Below are 16,487 nucleotides of genomic sequence, written 5' to 3'. Positions count from 1 at the left end.
GGCGGCGCCGCCCGGCACGGTAACCCCGTGCCGGGCGGCGCGTCGCCACCGGACGGGCCCCGATCTCCCGCCGCGAATAAGGAGAACCCCGTGTCCGCGACCCCTCTGCTGGAGCTGTGCGGGATCGACAAGAGCTTCGGTCCCGTCCAGGTCCTGCGCGACGTCGCCTTCGCCGCCTACCCGGGCGAGGTGACCGCGCTCGTCGGTGACAACGGCGCCGGCAAGTCGACCCTGGTCAAGTGCATCAGCGGCATCTATCCCACCGACGCGGGACAGTTCGTCTTCGACGGCCGCCCGGTCAGCATCCACAGCCCACGCGACGCCGCATCGCTCGGCATCGAGGTCGTCTACCAGGACCTCGCGCTCTGCGACAACCTCGACATCGTGCAGAACATGTTCCTCGGTCGGGAGAAGCGCAGTGGGATCGTCCTCGACGAGCCCACCATGGAGCAGATGGCCGCGGAGACCCTGGCCGGGCTCTCCGTGCGCACCGTCAAGTCACTGCGTCAGCAGGTCTCCAGCCTCTCCGGCGGCCAGCGCCAGACAGTGGCGATCGCCAAGGCGGTGCTGTGGAACAGCCGGCTGGTGATCCTGGACGAGCCGACCGCCGCGCTCGGCGTCGCACAGACCGCCCAGGTGCTCGAACTGGTCCGCCGGCTGGCCGACAACGGCTTGGCCGTCGTGCTGATCTCGCACAACATGAACGACGTCTTCGCCGTCTCCGACCGGATCGCCGCGCTCTACCTCGGCCAGATGGTCGCCCAACTGAAGACCACCGACATCACCCACGCCCAGGTGGTCGAGCTGATCACCGCCGGTCGCTCCGGCGGGCACGGGCTCACCGGCGATCCGGCCATAAACGGCAATGGCGCGGCGCCGGCCGGCAGCACCACGGGAGGCGTCTCATGAGCACCACCGCCGTCAAGCAGGACGGTCCCGCCGCCGTCACCTCGGCGCCCTCCGTGGGCAGCCACATCCTCGACTACTGGCGACGGGTACGCGGCGGCGACATCGGCGCCCTGCCCGCCGTCCTCGGCCTACTCGTCCTCTGCACGGTCTTCTCGATCATGCGGCCATCGTTCCTCACCGCCGGCAACCTCGCCAATCTGTTCACCCAGGGCGCGGCGGTCACCCTGATCGCGATGGGTCTGGTCTTCGTCCTGCTGTTGGGTGAGATCGACCTTTCGGCTGGCTTCGCCAGCGGCGTCTGCGCGGCGGTGTTGGCCAACGTGGTCACCGTGCTCGGATACCCCTGGTACGTCGCGGTGGCCGCCGCCGTGCTCACCGGCATGGCGATCGGCACGATGCTCGGCCTCCTGGTCGCCAAGATCGGCATTCCCTCCTTCGTGGTCACCCTGGCCGGCTTCCTGGCCTTCCAGGGCGTGGTGCTGCTGCTAATGGAAGAGGGACGCAACATCTCGGTACGCGATTCGGTGTTGGTGGCGATCGCCAACCGCAACCTGCCACCGCTGCTCGGCTGGGCGCTCGCCGCCCTGGCCATTGTCGGGTACGCCGGCATTCAGCTGCGGCGTCACCGCAGTCGCGCCGCGCGGAGCCTGGTCACCGACCCGATCGCGGTGGTGTTGGCCCGGATCGGCGGGCTGGCGGTCACCCTCGGCCTCGCGGTCTACGTGCTCAATCTGGAACGCAGCCGCAACGTCCTGTTCAGCTCGCTCAAGGGCGTGCCGATCGTCGTACCGATCATCGCCGTGCTGCTCATCGTCTGGACCTTTGTGCTCCAGCGCACCAGCTACGGCCGGCACATCTACGCGGTCGGCGGCAACAAGGAGGCCGCCCGCCGCGCTGGCATCAACGTGGACCGGATCCGCATCTCGGTCTTCATGATCTGCTCCACCATGGCCGCGATCGGCGGCATAGTGGCCGCCAGTCGGGCCAACTCCGTCGACCCGAACACCGGGGGCAGCAACGTTTTGCTCTACGCGGTGGGCGCGGCCGTGATCGGCGGCACCAGCCTGTTCGGCGGCAAGGGGCGCGTCCTCGACGCGGTGCTCGGCGGCGCGGTGGTCGCGGTGATCGACAACGGCATGGGACTGATGGGCTACAGCTCTGGCGTCAAGTATGTGGTCACCGGTGTGGTGCTGCTGCTGGCAGCCAGCGTCGACGCGCTGTCCCGACGACGGGCCGCCGCCAGCGGCAGCCGCTGATCCGCTCCACCGGAGAAGTCACATCCGATGCGAGTAGGACCGAGCCAGGACGAGATCCGTCGGCAGAATCTCGGCGCCCTGCTGCGCCACGTGCACCTGCACGGCGCCACCACGCGGGCGGAGTTGACCACCACGCTGGGGCTGAACCGGAGCACCATCGGTGCGCTCACCGCCGACCTCGCCGCGGCCGGCCTGGTGAGTGAGGGCGCGCCGAAGGAAACCGGTCGGGCCGGGCGACCATCGCTGGTCGTCCGGCCCGAGTCGGACCGGGTGTTCGCGTACGCGTACAGCATCGAGGTGGACCGGCTGCGGGTCGCGCGGGTCGGTCTGGGCGGTGCGGTGCTCGACCGCCGGGAGCTGGACCGGCCACGCGGTCTCACGGCCACCGAGGCCGCACCGCTGTTGGCCGGGGCGGTCAAGGACATGCAGCAGGCGCTGCCGGCAGGCACCGTCTGCGTCGGCGCCGGAGTGGCGGTCTGCGGCATGGTGCGCCGCGACGACGGTCTGGTCCGCCTCGGGCCGACCACCGGTTGGGTGGACGAGCCGATCGGCGCGGCACTCGGCGCGGAACTCGGCGTCGACGTGCCGGTGACGGTGGGCAATGTGGCCGATGTCGCCGCCTTCGCCGAGCACGCCCGTGGCGCGGCGGCCGGTTGCGACAACGTCATCTACCTCTACGGCGACGTCGGAGTGGGTGCCGGGATCATCGCCGGTGGGCGGAGACTGACCGGGCACGGCGGCTACAGCGGCGAGGTCGGGCACATGGTGGTGGTCCGCGACGGGGCCCGCTGCGAGTGCGGCAACCGCGGCTGTTGGGAGACCGAGATCGGCGAGCACGGACTGCTCCGGGCCGCCGGCCGCTCCGACGCCCGGGGTCGGGACGCGATGCTGGCCGTCTTCGACGCCGCCGACCGCGGTGACGCCCGGGCCCAGACCGCGGTACGCCAGGCTGGCGAGTGGCTCGGCTTCGGCGTCGCCAACCTGGTCAACATCTTCAACCCGGAGATGGTCATCTTCGGCGGCACCATGCGCGACCTCTACCTGGCCGCCGCCGCCCAGATGCGCAGCCGGCTCAACTCCAACGGACTGCCCGCCTGCCTGGAGCACGTGCGGCTGCGCACGCCCAAGCTCGGCGGGGACGCCCCGCTGGTCGGTGCAGCCGAACTCGCCTTCGACCGGCTGCTCGCCGACCCGCTCGACGTCAGCTGAGCTCGACCGGCCCCGTCCGCGAGACGGTTTCACCAACTCATGAACTGATCAGGCGAACCATCCGTACCAATGTGCGGACGGGCGGGCCGACAGGTTCGGATGTCCGTCGCTCATACGATCGGTTCTCGTCCGAGGAGGCGCCGCAGACATGGCACCGCTGGATTCCGCTCGTCGCCGGCAGGGCAATCGGTCCCGTCGCTTGGCGGTGCTACTCATCATGATCGCCGCAGGCATCGGTCTGCTACCGGGCGTGGCGCTCGCCGCCCCCGCCGGGCAGCAACTCAACGCCGCCGACCAGGCCCTGCTCGACGGGGTACGGCTGGCCGGGCTCTGGGAGATGCCGGCCGGGCTGATGGCCGCCGAGAAGGGCCAGTCGCGGGTCGTCCGCGAGATCGGCGCGGAGCTCGCCCGGCAGCACGAGGAGTTGGACCGGATCACCGTGGATGCCGCCAACGAACTGGGCGCGATCATCCCGAACGCGCCCACCGCGGAGCAGCAGGGCTGGCTCACGGAGATGAAGGACGCCCAGGGCGCCCGTTTCGACCAGATCTTCGTCACCCGGCTGCGGGTCGCCCACGGCAAGATCTTCCCGGTCATCGGCGCGGTCCGGTCAAGCACCCGCAACCCGGTCATCCGCGACCTGGCCAACTCGGCGAACACATTCGTCGGCAACCACCTGACGATGCTGGAGAGCACCGGGCTGGTCCGTTGGGCGGAGTTGCCGCCCGCCGCGCTGCCCGCGCCCGGTGACGACGGCCTGCTGGCCGCCGCTTCGGCCAACACCGGACCGCAGATCGGTGTCAGCAACACCCTGATCTGGGCGATCTTCCTCGGCGCGCTCGGCACCGGTGGCTTCCTCACGTACCGGATGTTCCGGCGTAGCTGACCCGCCAACACACGAACCGCGATGGCCACCCGTACCCGGGCCGCTGCCCTGCTCGGGCTGACCCTGGTTTCGTTGTGCGCCGCCCTGGGCCCGGCCGGCCCGGTGGCGGCGCACGCCGTCGTGGTGGCCACCACCCCGCAGCGCGACGAAGTCCTCGGGTACGCGCCACGCGAGGTGCTGGTGACCTTCAGCGAGACAATCGGGGTGGTACCCGGCCGGGTACAGGTCCTCGCGCCCGACGGCAAGCGAATCAGCATCGGCGAGCCGGAGGTCCGGAATCGGACCATGCGGATCGCTCTGCGACCCGCCGACCGTCCACTCGGCACCTATCTGGTCAGCTACCGCGTCATCTCGGCCGACAGTCATCCGGTCGCCGGCAGCTTCACCTTCGCGGCCGGCGCACCGTCGGCGACTCCGCCGACGCCGCCGACGGAGTCCGAGAACCCGGCCGGGGCACTGGTGCCGACGGCCAAGTACGTCGGCTATCTGGGCCTGGTCCTGGCGGTCGGCCCCCCGCTACTCATCGCCACCATGTGGCCCCGCCGCCGCTCCCGGCGGAGCGCTACGACCGTGACGCTGCTCGGGCTCGGTCTGCTCGCCGTCGGCACGGTGGGCACCTGGGTCGGGCAGGCCGCCCAGGTGGTTGGCGCGCCGACCGGGCAGCTGACCCCGGCGGACCTACGGGCGGTCGCGGACAGTGACATCGGGTCCGTGCTGCTCGCCCGGCTGGCCCTGGTCGGCCTGGCCGCGGCCCTGGTCCCAGCGGTCGTACGTGGCACCGCAGGCCGAGCACGGGGCGGTGCGCCGGCCGTGGGCCTGGCCGTGGTGGGCCTGGCAGGCATGACCACCTGGCCGCTGGCCGGACACCCGATCGCCTCGCCGCTGCCGCCGGTGAGCATCGTGCTGGGTACCCTGCACGTCGCCGGGGTGGCCGTCTGGCTGGGCGGCCTGATCGCCCTCACCATGTTCCTGCTCAGGGGCACCCACGAACGGGTTCTCGGCCGGCTCCTGCCCGCCTGGTCAAGATTGGCCACCTTCGCGGTGGCCTGGCTGGTCGCCGCCGGGCTCGGCCAGGCCGCGATCGAACTGGGCCGGCCGTCGGCGCTGCTCGGCAGCACCTACGGCCAACTGCTCTGTGCCAAGGCGGCGCTGCTGGCCGGGGTCCTGGTCGTGGCGGCCGGTCAGCGGCGACTGATCAGCCGGCAGGCCGCCGCCGGTCGACCCCGACGGATCGCCCGGGCGGCCGGCGTCGAACTCGCCGCGACAGCGGTGGTGCTGGCGCTGACCGCGGTGCTCGTGCAGACCCCGCCCGGCCGCACATCCGGCACCTCGGCCGACGGGGTGACCCGGGAGGGTGTCGCCCAGTCACTCAGCACCGACCTGTTCACGCTCCAGTTCGATGTCTACCCGGCAGTCGCCGGCACCGCGAACAGCCTGCACGCCTACGTCTACACCCCGCAGGCGAAGGAGCTGCCGGTGGCGGAGTGGACCGTCACCGCCGCGCTGCCGGCGGCCGGCATCGAGCCGATCACCGTCGAGGTCGACGCGCTGGAGCCGCACCACGCCAGCGCCGAGGTCCACTTCCCGGCCGCCGGCGAGTGGACGCTGCGCATCACCGCCCGGACCAGCGAGATCGACCGCTCCACCGCCACCACGACGGTGACCATCCGCTGAGCGGGTCCAGCGGGTCAGTTGGTCCAGCGGTGCGCCGGTTCAGCGGTCGACCTGGGTGAAGTCCCAGGAGTGTGGAGCGCGGGCCAGCAGCATCACCGGCGGATCCGGCAGTGAGCGTGGGCTGCTTCGCCACTTGGAGATCACCACCACCCGGTGGTCGGTGGAGGAGAAAACCTCACTGGACAGGTGCAGCGGGTCGTGTTCGAAGTCGGGCAGGCCGGTGTCGCAGACCCAGGTGATCAGGTCGGCGAGCGCGTACGACTCCGCTCGCGCCTCCCACATCCGTACGATCACGTCGCCGTCCTCCCTCACACGCTGATCGTGGTCAGCGGCATGGCCGAATCCGCAGGCAGGTCGAGCCGGCTCGGCGCGACACCCGAGGCGACCAGGTGCGCGCCAAGCGCCGCCACCATCGCGCCGTTGTCGGTGCAGAGTCCGGGTCGGGGAACGCGCACCCGGATGTCGTGTCGGGCGGCCCGTTGTTCGGCCATCGCCCGCAGCCGCGAGTTGGCCGCCACTCCCCCGCCGATCACCAGGGTCCCGATTCCGTGGGTGCGACAGGCATCCAGCGCCTTACCGAGCAGCACGTCGCAGACCGCCTCCTGGAAGGACGCGGCGACGTCGGCGACCGGAACCGGCTCGCCGGCCCGCTGCCGTGCCTCCACCCAGCGGGCCACCGCGGTCTTCAGCCCGGAGAAGGAGAAGTCGTAGCGGTGCGCCGCGAGATCCTTGGCGGCGGTCAGCCCGCGCGGGAAGGCGATCGCCGCCGGGTCGCCGGCCCTGGCCTCCCGGTCGATGTACGGGCCACCCGGGAACGGCAGGCCGAGCAGGCGGGCCACCTTGTCGAACGCCTCGCCGGCCGCGTCGTCGATGGTGGCGCCCAGCGGGGTCACCCCGCGGGCCAGGTCGTCGACCAGGAGCAGGGACGAGTGCCCGCCGGAGACCAGCATCGCGACCACCGGCTCCGGCAACGGCCCGTGTTCCAGGGTGTCCACGGCGACGTGCGCGGCCAGGTGGTTGACGCCGTAGACGGGCTTCTCGGCGGCGACCGCGTACCCCTTGGCCGCTGCCACGCCGACCAGCAGCGCACCGGCCAGGCCGGGGCCCGCGGTGACCGCGATCGCGTCGATGTCGGCGAGGGTCAGCCCGGCCTCGGCCAGTGCCCGCCGCATGGTCGGCACGATGGCCTCCAGGTGCGCCCGGCTGGCCACCTCGGGCACCACTCCTCCGAACCGGGCGTGCTGCTCCACACTGGATGCCAGCGCGTCGGCGAGCAGGGTGTGTCCGCGTACGATGCCGACGCCGGTCTCGTCGCACGAGGTCTCGATGCCGAGGATCAGTGGTTCGTCAGCCATGGATACTCAGTCCTCGATGCGCTGCATCACCAACGCGTCGGTGTTGCTCGGTTGGTAGTAGCCCCGCCGCACGCCGATCGGCTCGAACCCGTACGTCGCGTAGAGCCGCTGCGCTGGCGCGTTGTCCGCGGCGACCTCCAGCAGCACCGCGCGCACCCCGAGTCGGTTGGCCTCGGCGAGCAACGCTTCCAGCAACATCCGCCCGACCCCGCGACGCTGCGCGGCGCGCCGGACCGCGATGTTCTGCACCCACGCCTCGTCGGGCGGGGCGACCGCCAGGCCGGCGTAGCCGAGCACCGTGCCGTCACCATCGGTCGCCACCAGGTAGTAGTGCCCGTGGGACAACTCGTTCCAGAACATCGCCGCAGACCACTGCTCGGCGCCGAAGAGATCCACTTCGATCGGCAGCACCTCGTCGATGTGCCACCAGCGGAACGGGGCCGGATGCACCGGGCTCACGGCAGGACCGGCTTGCGCGCGGAGGCCGCCACCGCGTCCGGCCGGCGCAGGTAGAGCGGGGTCAATGGATCGCCGGGTGCGCCGGCGCGGATCCGCTCGGCGGCGAGAGCAGCCAACGCGCCTGCCTCCGGGTAACGCGGCTCGGCCCGCAGCGGCAGGCCCAGGGCCTCGGCGTAGCGGTGAGCGCCGTCGCCGACCGCAGTCGTGGCGCCCAGCACCCGAGCCTGGTCGACCACCACCGTCGGCGCGCCGACCTCCGGCCCGACCAGGCGTCGACCCGCACCGTCGTAGACCGCCCAGTAGATCTCCCTGCGTCGCGCGTCGCTCGCGGCCAGCACCGGCTCGCCGGCCGCCGCCGGATGACCGATGGCGTCCAGCGAGCAGACACCGTACGCCGGGATGCCGAGTACCTGGCCCATCGTTGCGGCGGTGACCAGGCCCACCCGCAGCCCCGTGAACGGGCCGGGACCGAGCCCGGCCACGATCGCGCCAAGGTGGGCCGGGCGGGCCTCAGCCTCGGCCAGAACCGCGTCCACCTGCGGGGCGAGCAGTTCGCCGTGCGCCCGGGCATCGACCGTGCGGCGGTGCGCCCGGATCTCGACCGCCCTCGTGGTGACGTCGACCAACGCCGCGGTCACCGCCGGCGTCGAGCTGTCCATCACGAGTACGAGCACAATGAGCCAGCCTAGCCGCACCGCACCGCACCGCACCGCACCGCACCGCCTCCGGTGACGCCCTGCCTCCGGTGACGCCCTGCCTCGACCGCCGCTGCGCGTGGCTCTCCGCAACGGAACGACGAGGCACATCTCTGCTGGACGTGATGTCACACAGACATCTATATGCCTGTGTGACATCACGCTCTCGGAGACACGATCCTCGCCCGCCTGGAGGGGGTCGCGCGACCAGCTCGGGTGGGCGATCATCTCGGATGACCGAGGGCCGGCTCGCCGCTCAGATCGCCAACGCGCTCCGACGGGAGCGGGAGGGCCAGCAACTGACCCAGCGCGCCCTTGCCGACTTGGCGGGAGTGAGCCAGGGCACCCTGGCGAACCTTGAGAAGGGGCACCGGGTGCCGAGTCTCGCGCTGGTCGAGCGGGTCCTGGCGGCACTGGATCGGCAACTCGCGGTGACGGTCGAGCCGCTCGACGCACACCTCGCCGCACACCTGAAACACTGGCGGCCCGTCCACTGTCGGAACGAATCGAGGAGTTGCGGCTGGACCGCCTGCTCACCTCGCTCGGCGACCTGCCGTACCTGCTGACCGGCTGCACCGCGGCGATCCTCCAGGGTGCGCCCGTACCCAGCGAGGCGGTCGAGATCGCCGTGCGCTGGCGCGACTCCGCCGCCTTCACCAGGTGGCTGAACTCCGTTTACGCCCAGCGTTGGAGTGCACGGTGGGGCGAGTGGGGTGGGCTGCACCCGGAGCCGGAAGAGCCGGGCGAACACCGGTGGCGGACCCGGCACGGCGTGAATCGGGCGGCAATGTCCGACGAGCCTCCCGAGCCGATCGAGATCCGCCACGGCGAGCGGATTTACCGGGCGGTGCCGCTGATCGAGGTGGAGCTGACCGACCGACGCGCGGCCGAGTTGCTGGACCGCTACCGGCGCCGTTGGGCTTCCTGAACCCGGCTCTGCTGGCGTTCAGGCGGCCGGACGCTCCCAGTCGATGGTGGGCAGGCCGGCGTCGGCCAGTGCCTTGTTGGTCGCACTGAACGGGCGGCTGCCGAGAAACCCGCGCGGGTTCATCGGGCTGGGGTGCCCCGCCTCCAGGACCACGTGCTGCGGGTTACTGACCAGCGCCGCCTTCTTGCGTGCATAGCCACCCCAGAGCAGGAACACCACCCGCGGGTCCAGCGCGTCGAGGGCCCGAATGGTCGCATCGGTGAACTGTTCCCAACCGCGGTTGGCGTGCGAACCGGGGGTGCCCTGCCGCACGGTCAGCACTGAGTTGAGCAACAGCACGCCCTGCGCCGCCCAGCCGTCGAGGTTGCCGCTGCGCGGCTTCGGCACGCCGAGATCCTCGCCCAACTCCTTGAAGACGTTGCGCAACGACGGCGGGACGCCGACTCCCGCGCGGACGCTGAAGCTCAACCCGTGCGCCTGGCCGGCCCGGTGGTAGGGATCCTGCCCGAGGATCAGCACCCGGCAGGCCGCTGGCGCGCAGAGCCGGTAGGCCGAGAACAGGTCCTCCACCGGCGGGTAGACCGTCTGCGTCGCGTACTCACCGGCGACGAAGCCGGCCAGCGCGGCCGTGCCGGCCGGATCGAGATGCGGGGCGAGCACCGCACGCCACTCGTCGGGAAGCAGAGCCAGCAGGTCGAGAGCGGGGGCGTCGTCGGGCATCGGCGGCCTTTCACCGGTCGGATCGTTCTCCGGGCACTTTAGGCAGTGGGTACGACAGCGCTCAGCTCAGGGTCGCGAGGCGCTGTGCCCAGTCGCCGCCGACCGGTGCCAGCGCGGCGACCCGGGTGTCGTCGTCGCGCCGGTCGAGCCGGATCCAGAGGTGGGCGTCGACCAACTGCTCGACCAGCCCTTCGCCCCACTCGACCACGGTCACCGACTCCTCCACCGAGGCGTCCAGATCGAGGTCGTCGATCTCGGCCCGTGGGTCGTTGGCGGCCCCCAGCCGGTACGCGTCGGCGTGCACCAGCGCCACCCCGAGCCCGGCCACCGGATCGGGCCGGTGTACCCGGGCGATCACGAAGGTCGGCGAGGTGATGCCACCGAGCACCCCGAGCCCGGCCCCGATCCCCTGGGTCAACGCCGTCTTGCCGGCGCCGAGCGGGCCGGTGAGCAACACCAGGTCACCGGCGCGCAGCACCTGCGCCAACCGTCGGCCGAACGCGTGCGTGTCCGCGACGGTCGGCAGGTCGAACGGGCTCACCGCTCGTCCCGCTCGCAGGTGTCGAGGAAACGGCTCAGCGCGATGTTGACCTCGTCGGCGTGCTCCAGCATCACCACGTGCCCGCTGTCGGGGATCTGGACGAACTCGGCGTGCGGCAGTCGCCGGACGATCTGCTCCGAATGAATCAGCGGTGTGATCATGTCCTTGTCCCCGACGACCACCAGAACCGGCGTGCCCTCCAACGCGGCCAGCGCGGGGAACCGGGAATGGGTGGCCAGCGTACGCAGGTAGCGGGTCACCGTGTCGGCGGAGGTACGCGAGTTCATCTGCTCGACGTAGGACACCAGTGCCGGGCTCGGGTTGGGGGTGCCGAAGCCGTACCTGCGGGTGAGCAGCCAGGCCACGTTCTTGGTCGACCTGCGGGCCCGGTCGATCACCGGCCCGCCGTACCGGGTCACGTTGCCGGCCACGTAGAGCACCGGTGCGCCGACCCGGCCGAGCAGAGCGGGCGCGACCAGCTTCGTCTCCGACACCAGCCCACCGGAGGTGGCCATGAGTACCGTGCCCACCACCCGGTCGCCGAACATCTCCGGGAACAGCTCGGCCAGCGACATGATGGTCATGCCGCCCATCGAGTGGCCGACCAGCACGAGCGGCCCGTCCGGTGCCACCTCGTCGATCACCCGGCGGAGCGTGTGTCCGAGCGCGACCAGGTCGTACTCGCCGCTCTCCAACCGCCCCGACCGGCCGTGCCCGGGCTGGTCGTACGCGACGATCCGGTGCTCGCCCCGCTGCGCCAGCATCTTGCGCTGGAAGTGGAAGGTGCCCATGTCCAGGCAGAAGCCGTGCACCAGCACCACTGTCGGATTGTCGGCGAGCGGCCGGGTCGGCTCGACGACCTCGACGTGGATGTCGGTGCCGTCGGGCATCTCCAGCCGGTACACCGCGTCGGACCGCTGCTCGCCGAAGACCGCGTCGGCGTTCGGGTCGGCCGGGTCGGCCTTGAACCGGCGGACCAGGGCGCGTTCCGTGGCGACGCCGGCGGCCAGCCCGGCGGCGGCCACGCCGAGCGCCGCACCGACCACACCGGCCGCCTTCCCCACGGTGGTCCGGGGCCGGGGAACACGCCAAGCCGTCATGTCGGGCAGCCGTCGTAGACCCTGGGTACCCGGGTGCTGCCGAACCGGGTGACGATCTCGTAGTTGATGGTGCCGACCGCCTCAGCCCAGTCGTCGGCGGTGGGCCCGCCGTCGATGCCGTCGCCAAACAGGGTGACCACGTCGCCGGCGGCCACCGGGTCGTCGCCGCAGTCGAGTACGAACTGATCCATACAGACCCGGCCGGAGATGGTCCGCCGGACTCCACCGAGCTGCACCGGGCCGGAGTTCGAGGCGTGCCGCGGCACCCCGTCGGCGTAACCGAGTGGCACCACGGCCAGGTTCGCCTCCCGCTCGGTGGTGTACGTGTGCCCGTACGAGACGCCCGAGCCAGCCGGGACACGCTTAGTCAACATCACCCGGGCTCTGGCAGTCATCGCCGGGCGCAGCCCGTAGGTCTGGCCCGCGACCGGAGAGAGTCCGTAGACGGCCAGTCCCGGGCGGACCAGGTCGAAGTGGGTGTCGGGTCGGGTCAGCGTGGCCGCCGAGTTGGCCAGGTGCCGGTGGCGGGGGCGCAGTCCGGACCGCTCGACCAGTTCCAGCCCTTCGTGGAAGACGGCCAACTGGCGATCGGTGGTCGGATGGCCGGGCAGGTCCGCGTGGACGAAGTGGCTCCACACCCCGACCACCTCCACCAGTCCGTCGGCCTGCGCCTTAGCCGCGGCGTCGACTAGGGCGGGCCAGTCGGCGACGGTAGCCCCACCCCGGGCCAGCCCAGTGTCGATCTTCAGGTGCAACCGGGCCGGCCGTCCGGCGATCCGACTCGCCTCGATCATCTCAGCGAGCTGCACGAGGCTCGCCGCGCCCAGGTCGACACCGGCGGTGACGCCGGCGTGCAGCGGCAACCCCGGCGCGAGCAGCCAGGCCAGCACGGGGACGTCGATGCCGGCCGCACGCAGGGCCAGCGCCTCGTCCAGGGTGCAGACGCCGAGCCAGTCCGCTCCGGCGTCGAGCGCGGCCCGGGCCGCCGGCACCATGCCGTGGCCGTAGCCGTCGCCCTTCACCACCGCCATCAACTCGGCGGACGTGCCGGTCCGCAGCCGGTCGACGTTCTCCCGGATCGCGTCAAGATTCACCCGCACTTCGGCCTGCCACATGACCACCAGCCTACTTTCCGCGCTGATCACCGCGGCGGGTACTCAGGTCAGGCCGGCCAGCACCGGGCGCAGCGCGGCGACCACGTCCGGCGCGGTCACCGGGCCGCTCCGGGCCGCAGCCCGGCCGGCAAGCCCGTGCAGGTACGCCGCCACCGAGGCGGCCCGCTCAGCGGGCAGTCCCGCCGCGAGCAGCGACCCGAGCAGGCCGGCCAGCACGTCGCCGGTGCCCCCGGTGGCCAGTGCCGGCGTGCCCGTCGGGTTGACGTACGCCCGGCCGTCCGGCGTGCCGATCACCGTGCGGTCCCCCTTGAGCAGGACCACCGCGTTCATCCAGGCGGCCAGCCGCAGCGCCGCGGCGACCCGGTCGGCGCCGGGTTCCTCGCCGCAGAGCCGGGCGAACTCCCGATCGTGCGGGGTGACCACGATCGGTGCGTCCCGCCGACGCAACTGGTCGGCGAGGGAGCCGTCCACCAGCAGGGTCAGCGCGTCGGCGTCCAGCACCACCGGCACCGGCGCGGCGAGCACCGCCCGCAGCTCAGCCGCTGCCTGCTGGCCGGTGCCGAGCCCCGAACCGCACACCCACGCCTGGACCCGGCCGGCGTCGGCTACCCGGCCGGTCGCGATCACCGAAGGGTGGTCGCGCAGCACCTCGTCCCGGGCGCTCCCGGCGTACCGGACCAGGCCGGTCGGGCCGGCCAGCGCGCCACCGACGGAGAGCACCGCCGCACCGGGGTACGTCGCGGAACCGGTGGCGACCCCGACCACGCCCCGGCTGTACTTCTCGGCGACGGCGGCGAGGGTGGGCCACCAGTCGGCCACGTCCGAGCGCTCCACCACGTGCAGCGCCGGGCTGGCCCGTAACCATGCAGTCAATCCGATGTCGACCAGTTCCACCTGGCCGGCCAGTGCCGCGGCGGGTCCGACCGCCAGGGCCGGCTTCAGCGCGCCGAAGGCCACCGTCACGTCGGCACGTACCGCGTTGGCTCGGCCGGACCCGGTCACCGGCACCGCGCCGGTGTCGACCGCGACGCCGCTGGGCACGTCCACCGCCACCACCGTCGCCCGGGTACCGTCGCGCCCGCGATGTGTCGACAGGCTCGCCGCCAGCTGCTCGGCGCTGTCCCGCAGGCCACCGTGGCCGCCGATCCCGACGATCCCGTCGAGCACCAGGTCGAGCAGGGCCGGCGGGCGGTCCACGATCCGCCCACCGGCACTGCGCAGCGCGGCCAGCCCTTCGGCGTGAACGCGCTGCGGGCGCAACAGCAGAGCTGACACGGCCGCGCCGCGCCGCGCCAGGCGGGCACCGGCGTACAGTGCGTCACCGCCGTTGTCGCCGGAGCCGACGAGCAGCAGCACCGGGGCGGCGTACACGCCGCCCCGGCCGGCGAGCAGCAGCGCACAGCGCCGGGCCAGTCCGGCGGCGGCGCGGTGCATCAGCGTGCCGGGCGGCACGGTGGCCATCAGTGCCGCCTCCGCCGCGCGGATGTCCGCCACCCGCCAGACCGGTCTCATGCCACACCCCGTTCGGCGCGTCGATCGGCGATCACGCGGCCCACCCTACCGGCGGGCGGGCGGCAAGATAGCCCGTCGGCCGCGAACCTGGCTACGCCTGTGGACGACCAGGAGGCACGCCCGTCGTCGGTTGTCCACAGGGCACGACGGATCGTCCGGTGCCGCCTAGCGTCGTCGGAGTCGTGGTAACGGGGGTGGGAGGGGCCGATGGCCGACGAGGAGTTGACCGTACGACCGGAGCTGCTGCACCGGACGGGGCGGTCACTGGGCGACACCGGCTACCGGCTGGCCCACGGGCTGGCCGGTGCGCCGGGGCTGGCGGCACCGGCGCCGCACTGGTTGGCGGCGCAGGCGCTGGCCACGCTGGAGGCGTCCGTGCACGCCTGGGCCGGGCGGCTCGGTTCCCGGGTGGCGGAGACCGGCGACGCGGTGCGGGCCGCCGCCGCAGCGTACGAGTCGGTGGACGAACGGGCCGCCGCGCGGCTCTCAATCCTGCCCCAATGACCGCGCCGACGCCGACCCGCGTGACGCCGGGACAGGTCGGGTACGCCCAGTTGTGGACGGCAGATCCGGCGGCCTGGCGGGCCGCCGGGACGGCCTGGGCGAGCCTGGCCGGGCTGGCCGGGCGGCGGGCCGGCGAACTGGCCGACGGCGCCGCGGCGCTGCGCTCCGGCTGGTCGGGTCCGGCCGCCGGGTCCGCCGATGCGCGGCTGTCCGGGCTACGGGCGGAGTTGGCCGCGCTGGCCCCGGTGGCGATCGAGACCGACCAGGTGCTCGCCGAGTTCGCCGCTCGGCTGGTGGCCGCGCGGGCCCGGCTGGCCGACGTGGTGGCCCTCGCCGACACCGCAGGCGTGCTGATCGACCGCTGGGGCGGGGTACGCCCCGACCCCGCTCGGGTGCCGGCGCACCGCGCCGGTCCCACCGTGGTCCAGGTGGGCACGGCCCTACGGGACGCCCTAGACCTGGCCGCCGCGGCCGACCGTGAGGCCGCCGCGCGCCTCGCCCGGCTGTCCGAGGGGGCCGATTCGGGCTGGCTGGCCCGGCCGCCACCGGACCGGCCCGCCGTGGACGCCGACCCCGCTCTGGTGCACCTGTGGTGGTCCGGGCTCACGCCGGCCGAGCGCCGCTGGCTGGTGACGCACGAGTCCGAGCTGGTCGGCCGGCTCGACGGGGTGCCGCCCGCCGACCGTGATCAGGCCAACCGGCTGCTGCTCGACACCCGGCGGTCGGCCCTGCTCTCCCGGTGGGACCAGCTGCTGACGCGGGTGCCACGCGGGCCTTTGGAGATGGCCGGGCTGCGTGGCGTCGAGGCGGCCCTGGCCGGCCTGGACGCGCTCGCCGTCCGGCTGGAGTCACCCCACCCGCCGCGGGCGTACCTGCTGGGACTGGACGTCGGCGGCGAGGGACGGGCGGTGGTGGCGCTGGGCAATCCCGACCGGGCCACCGACGTCCTGACCTACGTGCCGGGCATGGGCTCCGGGCTCGACGACGCCACCGGCGAGCTGGGCCGGGCGGCGCGGGTGCTGGCCCGCTGCGCCGAGCTGGCGCCGGGTGAGCAGACCTCGGCCGTTCTTTGGCTGGACTACGACGCCCCGGACTTCCTGCACGAGGCGGCCGGGGACGGTCAGGCTCGCGCGGCCGGCGATGCGCTGCATCGCTTCCAGGAAGGGCTGCGGGCCAGCCACGACGGGCCGTCGGCGCGACAAACCGTGCTGGGGCACAGCTACGGGTCACTGGTGGTCGGCACAGCCGCACGCGATCATGGACTGGCCGCGGACGCACTGGTCTTCGTCGGCTCACCCGGGGTGGGTGTGGCGCACGCGACCGAGCTGGGGATGCCGCCCGGGCAGGTCTGGGCCAGCACCGCTCCGGACGACGTGATCCGGCTGACCCGACCGCCGGGCGACCTGGCCCGGCAGGCGGTGCTCGGTGCCTACCCGATGGGCACGATCGCGGGGCTACTGGACGGCCCGGACGACGAACGCTGGTTCGGGCGTGACCCGGCCGAGCCGTCCTTCGGCGGCCGGAGCTTCCCCAGCGGCCGGCACGGCCACACCGGCTACTGGGATCCGGCCAACCCGGCCCTGGACGGCATGGCCCGGATCGTGCTCGGCCAGTGACGTCACCG

At 72.8% G+C, this 16,487-nt stretch carries 18 protein-coding genes; 9 read left to right on the top strand and 9 right to left on the bottom strand.

The window, feature by feature from the left end:
* The first annotated feature begins 90 nt into the window (after nt 1-90).
* The 5 genes from ACFHWY_RS02490 (at nt 91) to ACFHWY_RS02470 (ending at nt 5,934) form a co-directional block, all read left to right on the top strand.
* A complete protein-coding gene (locus tag ACFHWY_RS02490) occupies nt 91-909 on the top strand; it encodes an ATP-binding cassette domain-containing protein (RefSeq protein WP_416578406.1) in 819 nt (272 codons plus the stop codon).
* Entirely contained in the window at nt 906-2,165 is a 1,260-nt protein-coding gene (locus ACFHWY_RS02485; protein WP_416578405.1) for a sugar ABC transporter permease, read from the top strand. Before ACFHWY_RS02490 ends, ACFHWY_RS02485 begins: the two co-directional genes overlap by 4 nt.
* Before the next feature lie 27 nt (nt 2,166-2,192).
* The gene (locus ACFHWY_RS02480; RefSeq protein WP_416578404.1) at nt 2,193-3,374 is read left to right on the top strand and encodes an ROK family protein; all 1,182 of its coding nucleotides are present in this window, start codon (nt 2,193-2,195) and stop codon (nt 3,372-3,374) included.
* A gap of 148 nt (nt 3,375-3,522) precedes the next feature.
* Complete coding sequence (locus ACFHWY_RS02475) at nt 3,523-4,260, top strand: DUF4142 domain-containing protein (RefSeq protein WP_416578403.1); 738 nt, start codon at nt 3,523-3,525, stop codon at nt 4,258-4,260.
* A 21-nt stretch (nt 4,261-4,281) separates the two neighbouring features.
* A complete protein-coding gene (locus ACFHWY_RS02470; protein WP_416578402.1) occupies nt 4,282-5,934 on the top strand; it encodes a copper resistance CopC/CopD family protein in 1,653 nt (550 codons plus the stop codon).
* A gap of 39 nt (nt 5,935-5,973) precedes the next feature.
* Here ACFHWY_RS02470 and ACFHWY_RS02465 read toward each other — a convergent pair whose 3' ends face one another.
* From ACFHWY_RS02465 to tsaB, 4 genes are read right to left on the bottom strand one after another with little or no spacing between them, the layout of a single operon-like run.
* Nucleotides 5,974-6,228: a hypothetical protein gene (locus ACFHWY_RS02465; protein WP_416578664.1), complete on the bottom strand. Its 255-nt coding sequence runs from the start codon at nt 6,226-6,228 to the stop codon at nt 5,974-5,976.
* Between the two features lie 14 nt (nt 6,229-6,242).
* Entirely contained in the window at nt 6,243-7,289 is a 1,047-nt protein-coding gene (gene tsaD / locus ACFHWY_RS02460) for a tRNA (adenosine(37)-N6)-threonylcarbamoyltransferase complex transferase subunit TsaD (RefSeq protein ID WP_416578401.1), read from the bottom strand.
* Nucleotides 7,290-7,295: 6 nt separating this feature from the next.
* Nucleotides 7,296-7,748, bottom strand: a complete 453-nt coding sequence (gene rimI / locus ACFHWY_RS02455; RefSeq protein WP_416578400.1) for a ribosomal protein S18-alanine N-acetyltransferase — start codon at nt 7,746-7,748, stop codon at nt 7,296-7,298.
* Nucleotides 7,745-8,422: a tRNA (adenosine(37)-N6)-threonylcarbamoyltransferase complex dimerization subunit type 1 TsaB gene (gene tsaB / locus ACFHWY_RS02450; RefSeq protein WP_416578399.1), complete on the bottom strand. Its 678-nt coding sequence runs from the start codon at nt 8,420-8,422 to the stop codon at nt 7,745-7,747. Before tsaB ends, rimI begins: the two co-directional genes overlap by 4 nt.
* Nucleotides 8,423-8,676: 254 nt before the next feature.
* On the opposite strand from tsaB, the gene ACFHWY_RS02445 reads away from it, so the two are divergent.
* Both ACFHWY_RS02445 and ACFHWY_RS02440 read left to right on the top strand, forming a co-directional pair.
* Complete coding sequence (locus ACFHWY_RS02445) at nt 8,677-9,009, top strand: helix-turn-helix domain-containing protein (RefSeq protein WP_416578398.1); 333 nt, start codon at nt 8,677-8,679, stop codon at nt 9,007-9,009.
* Nucleotides 8,958-9,371 (top strand): hypothetical protein, encoded by a 414-nt coding sequence (locus ACFHWY_RS02440; RefSeq protein WP_416578397.1) that lies wholly within the window; start codon nt 8,958-8,960, stop codon nt 9,369-9,371. Before ACFHWY_RS02445 ends, ACFHWY_RS02440 begins: the two co-directional genes overlap by 52 nt.
* Nucleotides 9,372-9,389: 18 nt before the next feature.
* Here ACFHWY_RS02440 and ung read toward each other — a convergent pair whose 3' ends face one another.
* From ung to ACFHWY_RS02415, 5 genes are all read right to left on the bottom strand, one after another.
* The gene (ung, locus tag ACFHWY_RS02435; RefSeq protein ID WP_416578396.1) at nt 9,390-10,091 is read right to left on the bottom strand and encodes a uracil-DNA glycosylase; all 702 of its coding nucleotides are present in this window, start codon (nt 10,089-10,091) and stop codon (nt 9,390-9,392) included.
* A gap of 61 nt (nt 10,092-10,152) precedes the next feature.
* On the bottom strand, nt 10,153-10,632 hold the full coding sequence (gene tsaE, locus ACFHWY_RS02430; protein ID WP_416578395.1) for a tRNA (adenosine(37)-N6)-threonylcarbamoyltransferase complex ATPase subunit type 1 TsaE: 480 nt from the start codon (nt 10,630-10,632) through the stop codon (nt 10,153-10,155).
* Nucleotides 10,629-11,732, bottom strand: coding sequence for an alpha/beta fold hydrolase (locus tag ACFHWY_RS02425; protein ID WP_416578394.1), 1,104 nt, complete (start codon nt 11,730-11,732; stop codon nt 10,629-10,631). The genes tsaE and ACFHWY_RS02425 overlap by 4 nt, the downstream gene beginning before the upstream one ends.
* Nucleotides 11,729-12,847 carry an alanine racemase gene (gene alr, locus ACFHWY_RS02420; RefSeq protein WP_416578393.1) on the bottom strand — a complete coding sequence of 373 codons (1,119 nt, stop codon included), beginning with the start codon at nt 12,845-12,847 and terminating at the stop codon, nt 11,729-11,731. The genes ACFHWY_RS02425 and alr overlap by 4 nt, the downstream gene beginning before the upstream one ends.
* A 42-nt stretch (nt 12,848-12,889) precedes the next feature.
* A complete protein-coding gene (locus tag ACFHWY_RS02415) occupies nt 12,890-14,359 on the bottom strand; it encodes an NAD(P)H-hydrate dehydratase (protein ID WP_416578392.1) in 1,470 nt (489 codons plus the stop codon).
* 207 nt (nt 14,360-14,566) lie between these two features.
* Between ACFHWY_RS02415 and ACFHWY_RS02410 the strand changes: the two genes are divergently transcribed.
* Together ACFHWY_RS02410 and ACFHWY_RS02405 are read left to right on the top strand one after the other, a co-directional pair.
* A complete protein-coding gene (locus tag ACFHWY_RS02410) occupies nt 14,567-14,863 on the top strand; it encodes a hypothetical protein (RefSeq protein WP_416578391.1) in 297 nt (98 codons plus the stop codon).
* Complete coding sequence (locus ACFHWY_RS02405) at nt 14,860-16,479, top strand: alpha/beta hydrolase (RefSeq protein ID WP_416578390.1); 1,620 nt, start codon at nt 14,860-14,862, stop codon at nt 16,477-16,479. The genes ACFHWY_RS02410 and ACFHWY_RS02405 overlap by 4 nt, the downstream gene beginning before the upstream one ends.
* The last annotated feature ends 8 nt before the right edge of the window (nt 16,480-16,487 follow it).

The sequence above is a fragment of the Micromonospora sp. LOL_024 genome, assembly GCF_048060415.1.
Classification (GTDB): domain Bacteria; phylum Actinomycetota; class Actinomycetes; order Mycobacteriales; family Micromonosporaceae; genus Micromonospora.
The sequence above is the reverse complement of the archived record's forward strand: the minus strand, read 5'-3'. Positions and strand labels throughout refer to the sequence as shown.